This window comes from Paracoccus sp. (in: a-proteobacteria) (assembly GCF_035556475.1).
Taxonomy (GTDB): Bacteria; Pseudomonadota; Alphaproteobacteria; order Rhodobacterales; family Rhodobacteraceae; genus Paracoccus.
Genome location: NZ_DATMFA010000091.1, coordinates 48910 through 66509, shown reverse-complemented (window position 1 = coordinate 66509; position 17600 = coordinate 48910). Strand labels below are relative to the sequence as shown.

Genomic DNA, 17600 nt, shown 5'->3' with positions numbered 1-17600 from the left:
CCCCTTACTTGCCCGTCTCGCGGGCCAGAACACGTTGCACGGCGGGGTCCGCCGCGATGCGGTCATGCAGGGCCTGGATATTGGCCCAGCCCTTGATCCCTTCGGGCAGAAGCTTCGCGGCCCAGCGGATCATCGGAAAGGCATAGGCGTCGATGATCGAGCGTTTGCCCAAGATCCACTCCCTGCCCGCCAGATGGTCGTCGAGCAGCCCCAGCCGCTTGCGCACCAGATCGCGGCAGGCGTCCTGCACCTTCTCCAATGCGGCGGGGTCGGGATCGGTCGTATAGCGCGCGGGCAAGAACAGCGGAAAGAACGCGGGATGCAGGTCGCCGGTGAAGAAGGAGGACCAGCGGTTCAGCTCTGCCGCGCCGCGCGGACCGGGTTCAGCGCCAAGCCCCGCCTCGGGATGCTTGTCCGCGAGATAGTGCAGGACCGCGCCACATTGGGTCAGGATCCAGCCGTCATCCTCGATCAGCGCCGGGACCGCGCCGGCCGGATTCACCGCCAGCAGCTCCGGCGCGCCGAATTCGACATTCTGCTCCTCATAGGGCGCGCCGATCCATTCCAGCACGATATGGGGCGCCAGAGAGCACGCGCCGGTGTGATAAAACAGCTTGGTCATGGGATCCTCCATCCGTTACGGGATGGAAGATAACGTGGCGGCGCGTTCTGCCAACCGCAATCGGTCGGAACGCGGTGTTTCCCCCGGCCGAACGGCGGCGCGCCTCAGCCCCGATGCGCGCCCTGGGCCAACTCGGCCACGAAGTCGAGGATCTCGGGCACCGGGCGCCCCTCTCCGATGCGCTTGACGATGGCCGAGCCGACGACGCAGCCATCGGCGACGCCCGCCACCGCGCCTGCGGCCTCGGGGGTGGAGATGCCGAAGCCCACCACCACCGGCAGGCCGGCGGCGGCGCGGATCCGGGCAACTTCCGGCGCGACCTCGGCCGCATTCGCGGCGGGACCGCCGGTGATCCCGGTGACCGAGACGTAATAGACGAAGCCCGAAGTGTTCCGAACCACCGCCGGCAGCCGCGCGTCATCCGTGGTCGGCGTCGCGAGCCGGATGAAATTCAGCCCCGCCGCATTCGCGGGCAGGCACAATTCGGCATCCTCCTCGGGCGGCAGGTCCACGACGATCAGACCATCGACCCCGGCCTCGACCGCCTCGGCGATGAAGCGGTCGACCCCGCCCGCGCGTGCATAGATCGGGTTGTAATAGCCCATCAGCACGATCGGCGTCCGGTCGTCGCCGGCACGGAAGGCGCGCACCATCTCCAGCACGCGGGTCACGCTGCCGCCTGCCTCCAGCGCGCGCTGTCCTGCGGCCTGGATCGTCGCACCATCCGCCATGGGATCGGTAAAGGGCATCCCAAGCTCGATGATGTCGACGCCCGCGCCGGGCAGGCCGCGCATAATCTCGACCGAGGAGTCGAAATCGGGATCGCAGCCCATCATATAGGCCACGAAGGCCTTGCCGCCGGTTTCGCCAAGCCGTGCGAAAGTATCGTCGATTCTGCTCATGCGCTCCGGTCCCTGTCCGCCAATTCGTTCCGACGCCCAGCGTTATCCCCTCTGCCGGGTAAAGATCAACGGTCCCGCACTGGACTTGGCCCGCGTCCGCCCATAAAAGGCGCGAGATTTCCGGGAAAAGGGGTGCATCATGGGCTTTCGCATGGGGATCGTCGGTCTGCCGAACGTCGGCAAGTCGACGCTGTTCAACGCGCTGACGAAGACCGCTGCCGCGCAGGCCGCGAACTTCCCCTTCTGCACGATCGAGCCGAATGTGGGCGAGGTCGCGGTGCCCGATCCGCGTCTGGACAAGCTGGCAGCGATTGCCGGGTCCAAGCAGATCATCCCCACCCGCATCACCTTCGTCGATATCGCGGGCCTCGTGAAGGGCGCCTCCAAGGGCGAAGGTCTGGGCAACCAGTTCCTTGCGAACATCCGCGAGGTTGACGCCATCGCCCATGTCCTGCGCTGCTTCGAGGATGGCGACGTCACCCATGTCGAGGGCCGCGTCGATCCGATCGAGGATGCCGAGACGATCGAGACCGAGCTGATGATCGCCGACCTCGAATCCGTCGAGCGGCGGCTGGCCAATATCCAGCGCAAGCTGAAGGGCGGCGACAAGGAGGCCGTGGCGCAGGAAAAGCTGCTGAAGGCCGCGCAAGCCGCGCTGGAAGCCGGCAAGCCCGCCCGCACCGTCGCCGTGGCCGATGACGAGCGCAAGGCCTGGGACATGCTGCAGCTTCTGACCGCGAAGCCGGTGCTTTATGTCTGCAACGTCGAGGAAGACAAGGCCGCAACCGGCAACAGCCAGTCCGACCGCGTGGCCGAGATGGCCAAGGCGCAGGGCGCGGGCCATGTGGTGATCTCGGCCAAGATCGAGGAGGAGATCAGCCAGCTTCCCGCCGAGGAAGCGACCATGTTCCTCGAGGAGATGGGCCTCCACGAAGCCGGCCTCGACCGGCTGATCCGCGAGGGCTACAAGCTGCTGGGTCTGGAAACCTATTTCACCGTCGGCCCCAAGGAAGCCCGCGCCTGGACCATCCACAAGGGCACGCTGGCCCCGCAGGCCGCGGGCGTCATCCACGGCGATTTCGAGCGCGGCTTCATCCGGGCCGAGACCGTCGCCTATGACGATTACGTCACCTACAAGGGCGAGGCGGGCGCACGCGAGGCCGGAAAATTCCGGGTCGAGGGCAAGTCCTACGAGGTGAAGGACGGCGACGTCCTGCATTTCCTCTTCAACGCCTGACGCAGCCCCCCGACGGCCAGCCCCGGCTGGCCGTTGGCCGATTAGCCTTGATTTTGCCCGTATCTGGTTCAGGCTGAGATTCATCTCTCGGATCGGAGGCGGGAAATCACATGACTTGCACGCACCTGAACCAAATCACGCTGACTGTCCCGCCTGATTCTGAAAAGGCCGGGGCGGTCTGCCCGGAATGCGTGGCGATGGGGTCGCGCTGGGTGCATCTGCGGATCTGCCTGACTTGCGGGCATATCGGCTGCTGCGACAGTTCGCCCAACCGGCATGCACGGCAGCACTGGCAGACCTCGGGCCATCCCATCATCGGTTCGATGGAACCGCGCGAGGACTGGACCTATTGTTTCGCGGATGACGAGTTCCTCTGACCAGCGGGAGCATGGGCCATGGAAGCCATCGGCCACGACCTTCGGCAGATGCAGCGCACCCCTCTCCATGCCGCGCATGTCGAGGGCCTGCGCCGGATCGGGCGCGAGGCGCATTTCGGCGAGGGCGAGCTGATCGCCGATATCGGGCAGCCGATGGACACCTTCCTCTATGTCGAGGAGGGCGAGATCGAGATGCTGCACCCCTATTCGCGGCAAAGGGCGATGGCCTCGACCATCGGCCCGGCGCAATTCACCGGCGAGATCGCCTTTCTGGCCGGCGGCGTCCACGCCCTGCCGATGCGCGCCGCGCGCGAGACGCGGGCGATCGCGGTGGACCGCACGGCGATGCTGCGCCTGATGTCGCAGGTGCCCGAGCTTTCCGATATCGTCATCACCGTCTTTGCCGCCCGCCGCCGCCTGCAGCTTGAGGAACGCGCGACCGGCCTTACGCTCATCGGCGCGGATCAGGACGGCGGCGTGCGCCGGATCGAGGAATTCGCGGGCCGGAACCGGATCCCCGTGCGCTCCTTCGATCTGGTCTGCCCGCAGGCGCGGGCCGTCGCCGAGGAATGCGGCATCGCGCCGGGCGAGCCTGCGGTGATCTTCGGTCAGGGCCGCGTGATCGAGGCGGCGACGCCCCTGAAGGTCGCCCAGCGCCTCGGGATGGACCTGCGGGCCGAGCCGGGCGCGATCTTCGACGTCATCATCGTCGGCGGCGGTCCCGCTGGCGTCGCTGCCGGGGTCTATGCCGGGGCCGAGGGCCTTTCCGCGCTGGTGATCGAGGATCTTGCCATCGGGGGGCAGGCCGGCACCTCCAGCCGGATCGAGAATTACATGGGCTTTCCGACCGGCATTTCCGGCGCCGACCTCGTCTGGCGCGGCGAGGTGCAGGCGATGAAGTTCGGCACCAGCTTTGCCATGCCGCGCCGGGTGATCCGGCTTGCGCGGCGGCAGGACCGGCTGTTCTGCGTGACGCTGGACTGCACCAATGAAATCTGCGCCCGGGCGCTGGTGGTCGCGACCGGGGTGCAATACCGGCGGCTGGCGATTCCGGGGCTGGACCGGTTTCTGGGCAATGGCGTCTACCATGCCGCCACCGAGCTTGAGGCGCGGCAATGCCGGGGCGCCGCCACCATCGTCGTGGGCGGCGGTAATTCCGCCGGGCAGGCCGCGATGTTCCTGTCGCGCAGCGCAAGCCATGTGCATCTGCTGGTCCGGGGCGACTCGCTTGCCGCCTCCATGTCGGAATATCTGTCGAGCAGGCTGGAGGCCGATCCGAAGATCACCATCCATTACAACAGCTCGATCGCGGCGCTCGAAGGCGACGGATCGCTCCGCTCGGCCGAGGTTCGGGATGCGGATGGCGCGACCCGCCACCTCGACTGCTGCGCGGTCTTCGTCATGGCGGGCGCCGCCCCGAATTGCGACTGGCTGGCCGGTCTGGTCGATCTGGACGATGCGGGCTTCATCCTGACCGGCGCGGCGGCCGGGCGCGCGGCGTCCTTCGAGACCTCGCATCCCGGCATCTTCGCGGTCGGCGACATCCGCGCCGGATCGGTCAAGCGCGTCGCTTCGGCGGTGGGCGAGGGATCGGTCGTGATCTCGGAGGTCTGGCACTATCTCTCTGGCGCCGCGGCAATGCAGGCCCCTGCCCCCCTGGTCGCGGCGGAAATTCCGGCGGTCGGCGGAACACGTTGACCGGCGATCCCGCTTGTCCCAAGATCGACGAACGGGGCGGAGTGAGATCAAGCGATGTGCCAGATCTTTGCGGGACAGGATCCCGAACGATACGAGACCATCACCCGCAGGCTGAGGCTGAACGGGCAATCCACCTCGATCCGGCTTGAACGGGCCTTCTGGGAAATCCTCGACCAGATCGCGGCCCGTCAGGGCGTCACGACCTCGGCCTTCATCTCCAAGCTGCATGCCGAGGTGCTTGTATTGCATGGCGAGGTCAGGAATTTCACCTCGCTTCTGCGCTGCGCCTGCACGATCAACCTGGCCGACGAGCATCACCTGACCGCCATCGCCGCCGAATAGCGAAATTCGCGCCTGTAGTATTCCATTACTACCCGCCCCCGATCCGCGCCCCTTAGCCTCGGATCCATACAGGGGGGAAAGGTGGCATGGCGAAATACATTCACTCGATGATCCGGGTATTGGACGAGGCACGTTCGGTCGCGTTCTATGACCGCTGCTTTGGCCTCAAGATCGCTGACCGGCTGGATTTCGACGATTTCACGCTGGTCTACCTCTCGAACGACGAGAGCGGGACCGAGCTGGAGCTGACCGTCAACAAGGGCCGGACCGAACCCTATGATCTGGGCGATGGCTACGGCCATGTCGCCTTTTCCGTGGATGACGTTGATGCGCTGCACGCCCGCCTCGAGGCCGAGGGATTCCAGCCGCGCAAGCTGGTCGATTTCGCCCCCGGCGGCGAGGTGATCGCCCGGTTCTTCTTCATCGCCGACCCGGACGGCTACCAGATCGAGGTTCTGAGGCGCGGCGGGCGTTTCAGGTAATCCCCTGTGCCGACCGGGGGAGCGGGCGGCGCAGCGGGAAGTTAGGGAGGAGGAAAACAATATGTCTCAACTCAGCAAGCAGGGTCTGACCCGGCGGGCGCTTCTGTCGCGCGCCGTGGCCGCGGGCGCGCTGGCGGTCGCGGGCGCGGGCTTCATCGCCGCGCCCGATGCCGCCTGGGCCGTCGAAGTCACCCATGTCAGCGAACACGAGATGGCGACGCTTCTGCAGATGGCGCGCGACATCTATCCCCATGACAAGGTCGGCGACCGTTTCTATGCGATCGCCGTCAAGGGCTATGACAGCGAGGAACAGAAGGCCGCCGTGGCCGAGGGGATCGCGGCCCTCGACAAGGCGGCGAAGGATGCGGGCTTCGACACCTACCTCGCGGCCGGGTGGGAGGACGAGCGCGTCGCCATCCTGCGCGGCATTCAGGAGACGCCGTTCTTCCAGACCGTGCGCGGCGGGCTGGTGACGGGCCTCTACAACCAGAAGGAAATCTGGCCGATCTTCGGCTATGAGGGCGAGTCCTACTCGCAAGGCGGCTACATCAACCGCGGCTTCGACGCCATTGACTGGCTGTAAGGGGGAGGACACGTCATGGCAAATGCAGCCAAATTCGATCTGACCGACGACAGCGTCGTGGTCATCGTGGGAACCGGCTCCGGCGGCGGGGTTCTGGCCAATGAACTGGCGCAGAAGGGCGTCAAGGTGGTCTCGCTGGAGGCTGGAGGGCGCTACCTGCCCGAAGATTACGTCAATGACGAATGAGAAAGCTTCGGCCAGCTTGCCTGGACCGACCCGCGCACCACATCCGGCGACTGGCGTGTCGCCAAGGATTTCGCCGGCCTGCCGGCATGGATCGTGAAGGCGGTCGGCGGCACCTCGATCCATTGGGCGGGCGCCTCGCTGCGCTTTCAGGAGCATGAGTGGAAGCCCAGGACCAATTACGGCGCGGTCGAGGGGGCGAACCTTCTTGACTGGCCGATCGACCCGGCCGAGATGCAGCCATGGTATGACAAGGCCGAGGCCAAGCTGGGCGTCACCGGCGTCAATGGCCGTCCGCGCCTGCCCGGCAACAGCAATTTCAAGGTCTTCGAGAAGGGCGCGAAGGCGCTTGGCTACAAGGAAGTCCATACCGGCAATATGGCCATCAACAGCGTCGAATATGACGAGCGGATGTCCTGCCAGCAGACCGGATTCTGTTTTCAGGGCTGCAAATGGGGCGCGAAATGGTCGGCGGCCTATACCGACATCCCGCGCGGCGAGGCGACCGGCAACCTTGAGGTCCGCGACCGCTGCCATGCCGCCCGTATCCTCCACGACGACAAAGGGAAGGTCACGGGGGTCGAGTATTTCGACAAGGACGGCAACCTGCAGATGCAGAAGGCCCGGCTGGTCTGCGTGGCGGGCAACAGTTTCGAAAGCCCGCGGCTGCTGCTGAACTCGCACAGTTCGATGTTCCCGAAGGGGCTGGCGAACAGCTCGGATCAGGTCGGGCGCAACTACATGCGCCACACCACCGGCTCGGTCTATGGCGTCTTCGAGAAGCCGGTGCATATGTGGCGCGGCACGACCATGGCCGGGATCATCCGCGACGAGGCCCGCCACGACCCCTCGCGCGGGTTCGTGGGCGGCTATGAGCTTGAGACGCTGAGCCTTGGCCTGCCCTTCATGGCCGCCTTCCTCGATCCCGGCGCCTGGGGGCGCGCGTTCACGACCGCGCTGGACAGCTATGAGAACATGGCCGGCATGTGGATCGTGGGCGAGGACATGCCGCAAGCCGACAATCGCGTGACGCTCTCCGACACCGAGGACCAGTTCGGCCTGAAGGTGGCGAATGTCAATTTCAGCGACCACCCGAACGACATCGCCATGCGCAACCATGCCTATGCGGTCGGGCAGGCCATCTACAAGGAGGTCGGGGCGACGCGGACATTGCCCACGCCGCCCTATCCTTCGACCCACAACCTTGGCACGAACCGGATGTCGGAAAAACCCGAGGACGGCGTCGTCAACAAGCACGGGCAATCGCATGACGTGGCGAACCTGTTCGTCAGCGACGGCAGCCAGTTCACCAGCGGCGCGGCCGAGAACCCGACGCTGACCATCGTGGCCCTCGCCATCCGTCAGGCCGACCACATCGCCAGCGAAATGGCGGCGGGGAATGTCTGAGGGACGATTGACCTAGGGATAGGGCAGCAGGCCCGGCCCCCATCTCCCGTGGGGTTGCCGGGCCTGACGGGCACCGCGATAGGGCATCTGTCCCCCTCACGGAAAGGGTTCGGGAGTATTCTCCCCGAACCTGCCTGCATCCCAGTGGAGCAAGGCGGGTCCTGGCACTGCGAGGGGGTCAGCCCGACCCCGATCCGGGGACGACCAACAGCCGCCTATTCGGAAACCTTCTTCACGAACTGGGACTTCAGGCCCATCTGGCCGATGCCGGGGATCTTGCAGTCGATGTCGTGGTCGCCATCGACCAGCCGGATCCCGCGCACCTTCGTTCCGACCTTCACGACCAGAGAAGAGCCCTTGACCTTCAGATCCTTGATCACCGTCACGGTGTCGCCATCGCTAAGGAGGTTGCCGACGCTGTCGCGGACCTCCGACGTGGTCTCAGCAGCCTCTCCGGGTTGCCATTCATGGCCGCATTCCGGGCAGATCAGCAGCGCATCCATCTGATAGGCATAGGCAGAGGCGCATTTCGGGCAGGGCGGCAGGGTCTCGGTCATCGGCTTTCCTTTGGTGGTCTCGGAGGGCGGCTGCGCGCCCTCAGGTCTTGGGGTTCCGGCATCCGGGCGCGGGTCGCCTTTCCCAGATGCGCGTGTGGCTGACGCGCTCGGCGGGGGTCACCAGCCCGCCCCGCTCCATCCGGCGCAGAAGGCTCAGGATACCGCTATTGGTCATCCCCAGCAGATCGCGCAGTTCTGCCTGCGTGCGGGGCCGGGACAGCGCGTCGTAAAGCCGTTCCTGCCGCAGATCGGCGGGCCGCAGCGCGTGACCGGCGGCCCTTTGTCTGGCCCATCTGTCAGCCATGTCCGGGCTCGGACGCGGTCTTCTGCGCGTGGCGCTGCCTCGCAATCGCCTTTTCCACGGTCGAGGCATGCCGGCACAGGGGCGCGCGCAGACCATGCAGCAGCAGCGACCTGCGGATCGCGGGATCCGCCCCGGCCACCCAGAGCGCGACACCCTGTTTGCGCGCCTTGGCGGCAAGGTCGGCGATCATGTTGCTGCCCGTCGCGTCCAGCACCGGCACGCCGGTCAAATCGAGGATCAGCGCCGTCTGGCTGTCATGGATGCGTTCGAGCGCCGAGCCGATCGACCCCGCCGCCCCGAAGAAGATCGGGCCGTTGATGCGGTAGATCAGGATATCCTCTGGCAGCGCCCCCTCCCCGACCACCTCGGCGGCGTCGCCCGAGGCACGGCGGCTCTCGACCGAGGTGGTCCGCACGACCCTGTGGATGAAGATCACGCCGCCAAGGGCGATGCCGACCACGATCGCCTCGATCAGGTCGCGGAACATGGTCAGAAGCAGCGTCGAGGCCAGCACGATGCCTTCGCCCAGACCCGAGCGCGCGAGGATCCCGATCGCGGCCCGGTCGATCATGTTCCAGGCGACGACGGCCAGAACGCCGGCCAGCGCCGCGAGCGGGATGAAGGCCGCAAGCGGCGCGGCGACAAGGATGAACAGCAGCAGGAACAGCGCGTGAAGGATCCCGGCCACCGGCCCATATGCGCCGGCGCGCACATTGGTCGCGGTCCGCGCCACCGTTCCGGTCACGCAGAACCCGCCGAACAGTGCCGATCCGACATTCGCGAGCCCCTGCGCCACCAATTCGCAATTCGACCTGTGCCTGCGCCCCGTCATCCCGTCCGCGACCACGGCCGAGAGCAGCGATTCGATCGCCCCGAGCAGGGTGAAGGACAGGGCGGCGGGCAGGATGGCCACGAGCTTTTCGGGCGAAAGATCCGGCAAGGCCGGTCGCGGAAGGGTCGAGGGGATGCCTCCGAAGCGGGTTCCGATCGTCTCGACCGGCAGGTTCAGCGCCGCCGCCGCCAGCGCCGCGACCGCTATCGCGACCAGCATCCCCGGCCAATGTGGACGCCACCGGCGTAGGGTCAGGATCACGGCAATGGTCAGGCAAGCCAGTCCGAATGCCGCGGGCGAGAAGCTGCCCCGCACCGCGTAAAGCGCCGAGAGCTTGCCGATCAGATCGCCCGGCTCATTCGTCAGCGACAGGCCCAGAAGATCCTTGATCTGGCTGGCAAAGATGATGACCGCGATCCCCGCCGTGAACCCGACCGTCACCGGAAACGGCACGAACTGGACGAAGCTGCCCAGCCGCAGCACCCCCATCAGGGTCAGCAGCAGACCCGAGAGAGCCGTGGCGAGGATCAACCCCTCCATGCCATGCTGGGCAACGGTCGCGGCGACGAGAATGATGAACGCGCCCGCCGGCCCGCCGATCTGGAAGCGCGAGCCGCCGAGCGCCGAGACGAGAAACCCGCCGAAGATCGAAGTATAAAGCCCCTGCGCAGGGCTTGCCCCGGAGGCAATTGCGATCGCCATCGAGAGGGGCAGCGCCACGATCGCCACCGTCATCCCGGCGACGGCATCGGCCCGAAACTCCCGCATGCCGTAGCCTTCGCGCAGCACGGTCAGCAGCTTTGGGGTATAGGACAGCAGCAGGTTCGCGCCCGGTTGCTGGATGGGATCGCTTCGGTTCATGGCTGGCAGCGCGCTCTCAGGATGGGATTGCGGGTCTATTTCCCGGTTTCGGCGGGCGCTTTCAGTCTTACGCCGCGCCCGCCCTCGACGCTGATCGAGCCTTCCCCGATAAGTTCGATCCCCGCCTTGTTCAGCGCGTCGACGACTTTGTTCAGGCTGTCGATCACCCCCCGGACATTGCCCGGCCCAGCCTCCATCCGCTGGATCGTGGGAACCGAGAGGCCCGAAAGCTCGGCGAGCGCCTTCTGGTCGATCCCGAGCAGGGCACGCGCGGCGCGCATCTGGGCTGAAGTGATCATCACATTCCGAAATTTCTGGGTTTATGGAAGGTTCATACCAGACTGTTGATATATAAACAATCAGTATTGATTCAATACATCTGGAGGAGGGGAGATCTCGGGGGACCATTAACGGCGACGCTCCCTCGCGAACTCCAGACAGGAAACCCCTGGGCGTGACGACGCGAGGCCGAAGATCGGGCAGCGTCATCCCGGAGCGTGAGGTTCCGGCCTGGCCGAATGTTACAGCAGCCCAGCGCACGGTATGAACGGGACCGTGACGACAAACCCGGATGGCTTGCAAGTGCGGGATCGCGACGGTGGCCGGCGGCTGCCGCCCTCATTGAACATGCAGATCAATCGCGAGGCCTTGAGGCCGATCAGGCTGACCGGGCAGGTTCGAGCCCAAATTTTTCAATGAATATGTAATGCATGGCGGAGACGAAGGGATGGGATGATCCTAAGCCCTAACCCATTATTTTCCTTGATCTCCACAAGGTTAAAGTGGTCCACGTGTGTGGTTAGCGTGTGTGGTTAACCACTGAAAGGCCCGATCGTGCCCCAATACCTACAGAAGCGCCGTCAGGGCTGGTACTGCGTTGTGGAGGTCCCAAGACCCCTCAGGGTCAAGCTAGGCAAGCCCAGGTTCATTCAGAGCCTACAAACGGACTCCCTGAAGGTGGCAGAGGTCAGGAAACATGCCTTTGTAGCCCAGTGGAAGGCTGAGATTGAAGCCGCTCGGGGTAGCTCCACAAACTTGGATAGGGTCGTTCTGGTCAGACAGAAGATGACCGCCAAGGTCAAACCTGATCCTACTGAACTTGCCTTGATCCTGTCGCCTCAGTCGAAGGAAGATTTCAAGGAACTGGAACAGAACCGGCACGAACTGTCGGCTGTACTGCATGGCAAGAACTTCCCCCTCAAGTATCACCTTTCAGATTATGAAAAGACCCTGAACCATCTTGAGGCGAAGTCTAAAGACATGAGAATGTCGGACATTAAACGCTTCTTGAAGAAATTCAAATATGCCGAAGATGCTACAAATCGAGAAGTTAAGGATTGGGTGGAACAAACCCTTATTGCTGAGGATGGTCTATCCGTTGCCACATGTAGGCGGATCGTTTCGAATCTCAGGCAATACTGGAAATACCTTGTAGACAAGAAGGACTTGAATCTACCCGAACCCTTTAGAGATGTAGTTCCTGCAAGGACAATGACCAGAAAGCAGGAGGTAGCGCAGCGAAGAAGGCATTTCGAACCTGACGACTACCAGAACCTTCTTAAAGCAGCATATGCCAAAGAGGATACCCAACCTTCTAGCTTGATCCAGCTTGGAGCGTTCACGGGTTGTAGGATTGAAGAACTTTGCAGCCTGAAACTTGAATCCGTTAAGGATGATAGAATCCTGATTGAAGATGCCAAGACCGAAACAGGTTGGAGAACTGTTCCCCTGCACAATGATCTTGTTGATTTAGTAGCTACAATGAAGAAGGAAAGCACTGACGGCTATCTGATTTATGGATTGAGCTACAACAAGTACGGTGACAGGTCCAACGCCATTGGCAAGAGGTTCGGAAAGCTCAAACTTAAGCTGGGCTATGGCAAGAACCTTGTCTTTCACTCATTCAGGAAGGGTGTGACTACCCAGTGGGAAAAGCTAGGTATTGCTGAGAATGTGTCCGCCAACCTACTTGGTCACGATATTCCAACCATGACTTATGGCTTATATAGCGGAAACACTCTTGACTTTAAATTGCTAAAAGAGACGATCAACAAGCTTAAGTGGGCTGATCAAAAGTAAAAGAACCTCAAACACCTTTATCAAAAAGCACATCATCAGGATCATCAATGGCAATACCATCACCAGTAAACGAAACCAGGCGGACGATCTTTCCTTTATGATAGGGAGAACCATTAAGGCTTCCCGTAATATCATCATACGACCATTCGATTATCATTTCCATTTCACCGACGTCATCCGGCCTTTCTTCTAGAGAAAATAGAGCAGTAAAGGTTCGCTCTCCGCCCGGAATAAGGTAGTCATCTACCGCTCCGCCACCAAACCAATTTCCCACAACATTCTTATCGACGCCATCCTCGTCAAGCTCAATATTCTCTTCTTCCGAAAAGCCATAGCACTTTATAAAAACCCCATATTGAAGAAATGTAGCGGGTGTATTCCCGTAATTTTTGAATTCAAGAACAACCTCCGGCCCAAATCTACCATCTACAAGAGTAAATTTCTTCATAAACACCCACGGCCTGACCTGAGAGTCCCCTATTCGCCTTTGATCATCCGCCATCTGTCGGGTAGCATCTAGCGTCTCACGGGTGGCCTCCAAAGTTCTTGCGACTAAATACACCGCATAAGCACTAATAGTCGCAGCAACCACCGATGTAAGTGCAGATACCCACGGCGGAATTTCTTTGAACTCAGTTTTACTGAATGCGCCGAGGTAGAGTGCAACTACAAAAGCTACCAGAACGGCAGCGATAACCGCCGTAATTATCTGATTGCGATGCAGTTGCTCCCTTAGGCGTTGCGCCTCATCGTCAGGCTTAGTCATGTGGTTCGTTGGCTCCGGCAAAACCATTCTTTCATGTACGCTAATCTGTCCTGATGCGCTGAGGCAACTACCAGTTAGGTTCTTCGATCAGCTTACGCCGCACCACCCCAAGTTTCGCCTGAACGTCCATACCTGTCTTTGTATTCTACAGAGAAGTTCATTCCAGAACGACCAATGATCCGGCTTGTAGCAATCCTCAAAGATCGAATGGCAAAATCAGGATCGAGGCAGAGAATAGTATCATTTCGGTATTGAGCTAAGGTCCTACGGTTGTCCTCAATTGCCCTATCTCTGATTTCCCACCACTCAAGAACCAAACAGTAATCTTCACCTTCCATGCCCTTCCATCTGTGAGTAGGTGCCTGCCCTTCATAAATCCACTTAGTCTGCTGGTAGGGATTAGGAACTTTAATGTATCCGCAACGCTGATAATTCAGAGCTACAATTTGGTCCAAAGGAACATCGTGGTAACCGTTATCAGTGATAACTGAACCATAGCTGGTTTCGATACGGGGATTATTTGGAGAGTATGTTAATGTCTCAGCTTTGTAGATGTTGTACCACTGAGGCTTTAGCTTATACCCTACACGCCCCTTAGTCCTTTGCAGTACCTCCCCTACGAAAGTGTCTCTACAGGCACTCAGTAGCTCTCTGTCAGCGTCAGGAACCTTATCCAGAAGCACTTGGTACTCATTGTTGCCGTAGCTAAAAAGCTCGTGACAATACGGTTCAGGGTACTGTCAGAAGCGTCCTTTACTGCTTTAATCCTGCCATCAAGTAATGTCTTTGCCTTTTCTACTACCTTCTTTGTAGCATCGTCTCTAGTTGTCCAGTTTGTATTCAGGCAGATCCGTGAATTACCGTTCAGATTTGCTGAACTAGTGTTTAGTGTGATTGTCATTTATGTTTCCTTTGAATATCTGTAGTCCAAAATAATGTTGAGTAATCATTCTTCTTATGAATCCTCTTTCTGAACGGTCCGAGGTCATTCCGCTCTAGGCACTCCCTACAACAGGAATAGTGAATACCCTTATGCTCTAGGGGTTTGTTCTTGCAGTTCTTGCTTATGCACTGTGGAGAGAATGGCTTATGCCAAGGGTGAACCTTCTCCCACAGCTTGTAGTTGGAGGTAAAGGTTGCTAGGTTCATGCTTCCACCTCCACATCGTCAACTGTCTGTAGAAGCTGGTATAGAGGTGCTAGAGCCTTATCTGTATCTTCTGGGTAGGTCGGCACTCGAAAACCTTTAAAGCTTCTCAATGACTCCAATACCGCGCTCTCTGAACGTTTCTTTAGTGCGTGGAGCCTCTTGATCTCATTTTTGATCCCTTGTCGGGCAAACGTAATGAGTTGTGTGGGTTCAAAAGAGTCGTAGTTCTTCCCTACATGTCGGAATGTGATTAGCTGTTCTGGCTTCCAGCCCCATTCAAGTAGTAAGGTTGTAGCTGTGTCCCTGACCGCGTTTGCAGAACTAGCTACAATAATCTCGCCTGTAGATGTGGTGGTTTTCCACTTAAGAGAAGCCTTTTCGCCCTTACGCCAAGGCAAAATGTGTAGGTAAATTGTCTCGATTTCTTCTTTTAAACTGTGTTCAAACTCCATAATTGTTTCCTGAAATGTGCCAAACCTTACAGGGTGCTGATTCTGCTTGGTTGGTCTGTATAACGTGTTTATTTTCAATACTTTAGCTTGATGTAGCCTCATTTTAGTGTTTGGAGGAAAGGGTAGGTATTAAGTTACCTTACCGCTTAGTGATTGAAATATAATAATTTTTTATCTTTTTTAGTTGTTTCGGCTATTAATTCGAGCGCAACCGGGACAGGTCCCCTTGACTCAGGCTTTCGCCTTAGGAGCTACAAATTAAGCAAAGCTAATGAACCGTTCTTGTCCTGCGGACTGAACTGACTTAGGGTTTCCCTAATACGATAGTCTCAAATACTGATTTTATATTTGTTAAAACCAATATCAGATTTAACTACGCTATCGCTATTATCTGTAACTATAGTTATTTCTAGTCGATCTACGAAGTATCCAAGATACGTAGTAGTGAAGTGCTACATCTAATTCTTGAAATAATCGTACATCGCAATGACAATGAAGATAGATTATTGAATATTCGAGATGGAACATCGAGAACTAGGGAGGTCTCGCCCTCCCGAAGCCGTAGACAAGACTTTTAGGCTGTTGGCCCTAAAGGCCGTGAAGCCGTTAAGAAAGGTGAAGGCGGAGGGTGATCTGTTAATACTTAAGTTACTTCACTACACATTTTATTATTCTATCTCATAGTTAATAAATAAACTGATAGAATATCGCACTGTAAGTAGTCTACGCTTAAGTATTGGAGAGTCTTACTTGATTATTATTCTTATTTTGTAGCTTAGAGAGAACGATAGTGACCGTGAGTCAAGGGGTACTCTCCGTAGGAGAGGTAGAGAGCAGCGATAGCTGTGATCTGACCCGCTGCGCTCGAATTACCGTTTCGTCTTGTTACTTACGTATATATATGCGGAGAGGCGGATTGTACTCACTACATCAATCAGGAAGCAATCAAACGCTCTCACAAATGTTTCATACTATATTATATGCGGAGAGGCGGATTACGCTGCCAACAGTACCGCTGCAGGACCGCTTACTATTTCCGCCATTTTCGAGATCAGTAACAGCTTGTAAGCGCGCTCTCTCAATCCAGATGTGCTATTTTCAAGCTTTAATTCACCTAGCGTTCTTAGATTTTTCAGCATTCTAGTACTCAGTGGAACTTCTTCCTTGTGCTTAGACAAAGTTTGACTTGAGGTGTCACCCAGAAATTTGCGGTAAGCTGGTTTACCGTCGTCTAAGATTGCGTCTCTTGTGCTGCATCCGTATTGTTCCTGACAGAACCAGTAGGCTTGCTTTGAAATGTTCGGGATACCCAATTTTCTATCATATTCGAAACGTCCCTCCTGGCTATTCCAGCTTGCCGCAAGTAGTTTTGGATCAAGAAGAATGTTCCTAAGCTTTGCATCCTCACCCGAAGCAGCCTCTACAATCTGTTGAATCATGAGGTCTCTTTCCTGCCCTGGGAGACGGTAAACATCGTATGTCAGCCAGCAGCTTCTTGTGTAGTGATCTTCATTGCGCTTTTTGTTTTCAATGAACCTGCATCGCGGCGCGGAAACTACCCTATTTCGCCTCGAACTGTTCTTTTGACACTTTCGTCCACAGTACTTCTGATTTGATCTTTTCTTTTCAAATATCTCCCCACAAACGGAACATGAATTTGAACAATCTAACATGAATAACTTCCTTTTAATCGTTACAATGCTTATTTTAATGCTGCATTGGGGTCATACAGCGCCCTTAAGGATTTTGGCTACCTGACTACCTAAAATTGGCTAACGCCTCTCCACGACCCCTATGCAAGCCTCTCAGAGCTTATCTAGAGAGTGAGTGAGCCTTTCCCGGCTGCTACAACCAGAACTGAGCTACAAAGCAAGTAGAGGAATGTACTAACCATCATTCAATGGCATTGATTTCTTCTAGAACGCCTAGAACTTCTTTAACATTGTACTGATCTACAACTTCCTCATTTTCATTGAAGCAGGTAGCGATAAAATCAGTGTCAATTTCTACCCGATGGTAGTCTAGGTAAATCTTAGCTTTGGGATATTTTGTTGGACTTTGTTTAGTGTTGTTCATAATATTTCCTTTCTGATCTCTGAACATGAAAAAATCCCCTCAGGCTTTTGGTGCCTAGGGGTAATTTTGATAAATTTTATGGAAGTGTGATCTTCGATCTACACGAAACAGATTTTCAATCTGCGAAGAATTGGCGTAGCCCCAACCTAAGCGATTGGTATTCCTAGGCAGGAGCTACACCGATTTTGTCTGCTCCTAAACCGTGTCTCACGACGGGGTGTAAGGATATTTTAACGCATTTGGATTACTCTGTATTTCGAGAATGTCTGTTCTCTAGGGCGCTTAGAGCTAGCGCATAAATAGAATTTCGGTATCAGCTTAATTCCGCAACCCCGTTTTTCGTTGGAGGGGATCACGCTGTGCAAAGCCGTTGAAGCGCATTACTTCCGGCAAGCCATAGCTTAACCGAATCAATTAAGACAATATTATACACCTATTTTACGATCTTGTCAAGATATAAATACGAAATATTCGTTGTAACGTTGCGTCACACCGATTAATTCCGTCGCAGGTGTCCAGTCATTCGGACTTGGACTGTAGGTGCCCCCTCTCGGGGCATGGTCCTTCTATCATCACCGCCCTATCGGATCAAGGAAGGTGGGTTCCCGTCTCACGTTAAGTCACGCCTTAACAGTCGCCACGGCTTTGCCGTGTCTCAATAGCCCCTGCTTGTGTGATCGTCTCAGCCCCT

At 58.1% G+C, this 17600-nt stretch carries 18 protein-coding genes and 1 pseudogene; 8 read left to right on the top strand and 11 right to left on the bottom strand.

What is annotated here, in order from left to right; translation table 11 throughout:
• Positions 1-4: 4 nt before the first annotated feature.
• Positions 5-622: a glutathione S-transferase family protein gene (locus VNQ78_RS11870; protein WP_325689936.1), complete on the bottom strand. Its 618-nt coding sequence runs from the start codon at positions 620-622 to the stop codon at positions 5-7.
• 104 nt (positions 623-726) lie between these two features.
• The gene (gene trpA / locus VNQ78_RS11865) at positions 727-1524 is read right to left on the bottom strand and encodes a tryptophan synthase subunit alpha (protein WP_325689934.1); all 798 of its coding nucleotides are present in this window, start codon (positions 1522-1524) and stop codon (positions 727-729) included.
• 139 nt (positions 1525-1663) lie between these two features.
• Between trpA and ychF the strand changes: the two genes are divergently transcribed.
• The 7 genes and pseudogenes from ychF (at position 1664) to VNQ78_RS11830 (ending at position 7833) form a co-directional block, all read left to right on the top strand.
• Entirely contained in the window at positions 1664-2761 is a 1098-nt protein-coding gene (gene ychF, locus VNQ78_RS11860; RefSeq protein WP_325689932.1) for a redox-regulated ATPase YchF, read from the top strand.
• Positions 2762-2871: 110 nt separating this feature from the next.
• Positions 2872-3138: a UBP-type zinc finger domain-containing protein gene (locus tag VNQ78_RS11855; protein WP_325689930.1), complete on the top strand. Its 267-nt coding sequence runs from the start codon at positions 2872-2874 to the stop codon at positions 3136-3138.
• Between the two features lie 18 nt (positions 3139-3156).
• Positions 3157-4836, top strand: a complete 1680-nt coding sequence (locus VNQ78_RS11850; RefSeq protein WP_325689928.1) for an FAD-dependent oxidoreductase — start codon at positions 3157-3159, stop codon at positions 4834-4836.
• Positions 4837-4890: 54 nt separating this feature from the next.
• A complete protein-coding gene (locus VNQ78_RS11845; RefSeq protein WP_325689926.1) occupies positions 4891-5178 on the top strand; it encodes a ribbon-helix-helix domain-containing protein in 288 nt (95 codons plus the stop codon).
• 86 nt (positions 5179-5264) lie between these two features.
• Complete coding sequence (locus VNQ78_RS11840; protein ID WP_325689924.1) at positions 5265-5660, top strand: VOC family protein; 396 nt, start codon at positions 5265-5267, stop codon at positions 5658-5660.
• 61 nt (positions 5661-5721) lie between these two features.
• On the top strand, positions 5722-6243 hold the full coding sequence (locus VNQ78_RS11835) for a Twin-arginine translocation pathway signal (protein WP_325689922.1): 522 nt from the start codon (positions 5722-5724) through the stop codon (positions 6241-6243).
• Positions 6244-6258: 15 nt separating this feature from the next.
• Positions 6259-7833, top strand: a pseudogene (locus VNQ78_RS11830) (GMC family oxidoreductase).
• 215 nt (positions 7834-8048) lie between these two features.
• On the opposite strand, the gene VNQ78_RS11825 reads toward VNQ78_RS11830, so the two are convergent.
• Genes VNQ78_RS11825 through VNQ78_RS11810 form a run of 4 tightly spaced genes read right to left on the bottom strand, consistent with a single transcriptional unit; the run spans position 8049 to position 10686 of the window.
• Entirely contained in the window at positions 8049-8390 is a 342-nt protein-coding gene (locus tag VNQ78_RS11825; RefSeq protein ID WP_325689920.1) for a zinc ribbon domain-containing protein YjdM, read from the bottom strand.
• 40 nt (positions 8391-8430) lie between these two features.
• The gene (locus VNQ78_RS11820; RefSeq protein WP_325689918.1) at positions 8431-8694 is read right to left on the bottom strand and encodes a hypothetical protein; all 264 of its coding nucleotides are present in this window, start codon (positions 8692-8694) and stop codon (positions 8431-8433) included.
• The gene (locus tag VNQ78_RS11815) at positions 8687-10387 is read right to left on the bottom strand and encodes a SulP family inorganic anion transporter (RefSeq protein WP_325689916.1); all 1701 of its coding nucleotides are present in this window, start codon (positions 10385-10387) and stop codon (positions 8687-8689) included. The genes VNQ78_RS11820 and VNQ78_RS11815 overlap by 8 nt, the downstream gene beginning before the upstream one ends.
• A gap of 35 nt (positions 10388-10422) precedes the next feature.
• A complete protein-coding gene (locus VNQ78_RS11810) occupies positions 10423-10686 on the bottom strand; it encodes a helix-turn-helix transcriptional regulator (protein WP_325689914.1) in 264 nt (87 codons plus the stop codon).
• A gap of 535 nt (positions 10687-11221) precedes the next feature.
• Between VNQ78_RS11810 and VNQ78_RS11805 the strand changes: the two genes are divergently transcribed.
• The gene (locus VNQ78_RS11805; protein WP_325689911.1) at positions 11222-12466 is read left to right on the top strand and encodes a tyrosine-type recombinase/integrase; all 1245 of its coding nucleotides are present in this window, start codon (positions 11222-11224) and stop codon (positions 12464-12466) included.
• Positions 12467-12473: 7 nt separating this feature from the next.
• Here the strand turns inward: VNQ78_RS11805 and VNQ78_RS11800 are convergent, their stop codons facing one another.
• From VNQ78_RS11800 to VNQ78_RS11780, 5 genes are all read right to left on the bottom strand, one after another.
• Positions 12474-13232 carry a hypothetical protein gene (locus VNQ78_RS11800; protein ID WP_325689909.1) on the bottom strand — a complete coding sequence of 253 codons (759 nt, stop codon included), beginning with the start codon at positions 13230-13232 and terminating at the stop codon, positions 12474-12476.
• Positions 13233-13324: 92 nt separating this feature from the next.
• Positions 13325-13915 (bottom strand): hypothetical protein, encoded by a 591-nt coding sequence (locus VNQ78_RS11795; RefSeq protein ID WP_325689907.1) that lies wholly within the window; start codon positions 13913-13915, stop codon positions 13325-13327.
• Between the two features lie 462 nt (positions 13916-14377).
• Positions 14378-14833: a hypothetical protein gene (locus tag VNQ78_RS11790; protein WP_325689905.1), complete on the bottom strand. Its 456-nt coding sequence runs from the start codon at positions 14831-14833 to the stop codon at positions 14378-14380.
• A gap of 995 nt (positions 14834-15828) precedes the next feature.
• On the bottom strand, positions 15829-16272 hold the full coding sequence (locus tag VNQ78_RS11785; RefSeq protein ID WP_325689903.1) for a hypothetical protein: 444 nt from the start codon (positions 16270-16272) through the stop codon (positions 15829-15831).
• Positions 16273-16726: 454 nt separating this feature from the next.
• Entirely contained in the window at positions 16727-16936 is a 210-nt protein-coding gene (locus tag VNQ78_RS11780) for a hypothetical protein (RefSeq protein WP_325689901.1), read from the bottom strand.
• Positions 16937-17600 lie beyond the last annotated feature (664 nt).

What these genes read in the sequence shown, in the direction of transcription:
- VNQ78_RS11870 (WP_325689936.1), bottom strand. Translation starts at nt 622, where the DNA reads ATGACCAAGCTGTTTTATCACACCGGCGCGTGCTCTCTGGCGCCCCAT.
- trpA (WP_325689934.1), bottom strand. Translation starts at nt 1,524, where the DNA reads ATGAGCAGAATCGACGATACTTTCGCACGGCTTGGCGAAACCGGCGGC.
- ychF (WP_325689932.1), top strand. Translation starts at nt 1,664, where the DNA reads ATGGGCTTTCGCATGGGGATCGTCGGTCTGCCGAACGTCGGCAAGTCG.
- VNQ78_RS11855 (WP_325689930.1), top strand. Translation starts at nt 2,872, where the DNA reads ATGACTTGCACGCACCTGAACCAAATCACGCTGACTGTCCCGCCTGAT.
- VNQ78_RS11850 (WP_325689928.1), top strand. Translation starts at nt 3,157, where the DNA reads ATGGAAGCCATCGGCCACGACCTTCGGCAGATGCAGCGCACCCCTCTC.
- VNQ78_RS11845 (WP_325689926.1), top strand. Translation starts at nt 4,891, where the DNA reads ATGTGCCAGATCTTTGCGGGACAGGATCCCGAACGATACGAGACCATC.
- VNQ78_RS11840 (WP_325689924.1), top strand. Translation starts at nt 5,265, where the DNA reads ATGGCGAAATACATTCACTCGATGATCCGGGTATTGGACGAGGCACGT.
- VNQ78_RS11835 (WP_325689922.1), top strand. Translation starts at nt 5,722, where the DNA reads ATGTCTCAACTCAGCAAGCAGGGTCTGACCCGGCGGGCGCTTCTGTCG.
- VNQ78_RS11825 (WP_325689920.1), bottom strand. Translation starts at nt 8,390, where the DNA reads ATGACCGAGACCCTGCCGCCCTGCCCGAAATGCGCCTCTGCCTATGCC.
- VNQ78_RS11820 (WP_325689918.1), bottom strand. Translation starts at nt 8,694, where the DNA reads ATGGCTGACAGATGGGCCAGACAAAGGGCCGCCGGTCACGCGCTGCGG.
- VNQ78_RS11815 (WP_325689916.1), bottom strand. Translation starts at nt 10,387, where the DNA reads ATGAACCGAAGCGATCCCATCCAGCAACCGGGCGCGAACCTGCTGCTG.
- VNQ78_RS11810 (WP_325689914.1), bottom strand. Translation starts at nt 10,686, where the DNA reads ATGATCACTTCAGCCCAGATGCGCGCCGCGCGTGCCCTGCTCGGGATC.
- VNQ78_RS11800 (WP_325689909.1), bottom strand. Translation starts at nt 13,232, where the DNA reads ATGACTAAGCCTGACGATGAGGCGCAACGCCTAAGGGAGCAACTGCAT.
- VNQ78_RS11790 (WP_325689905.1), bottom strand. Translation starts at nt 14,833, where the DNA reads ATGGAGTTTGAACACAGTTTAAAAGAAGAAATCGAGACAATTTACCTA.
- VNQ78_RS11785 (WP_325689903.1), bottom strand. Translation starts at nt 16,272, where the DNA reads ATGATTCAACAGATTGTAGAGGCTGCTTCGGGTGAGGATGCAAAGCTT.
- VNQ78_RS11780 (WP_325689901.1), bottom strand. Translation starts at nt 16,936, where the DNA reads ATGTTCAGAGATCAGAAAGGAAATATTATGAACAACACTAAACAAAGT.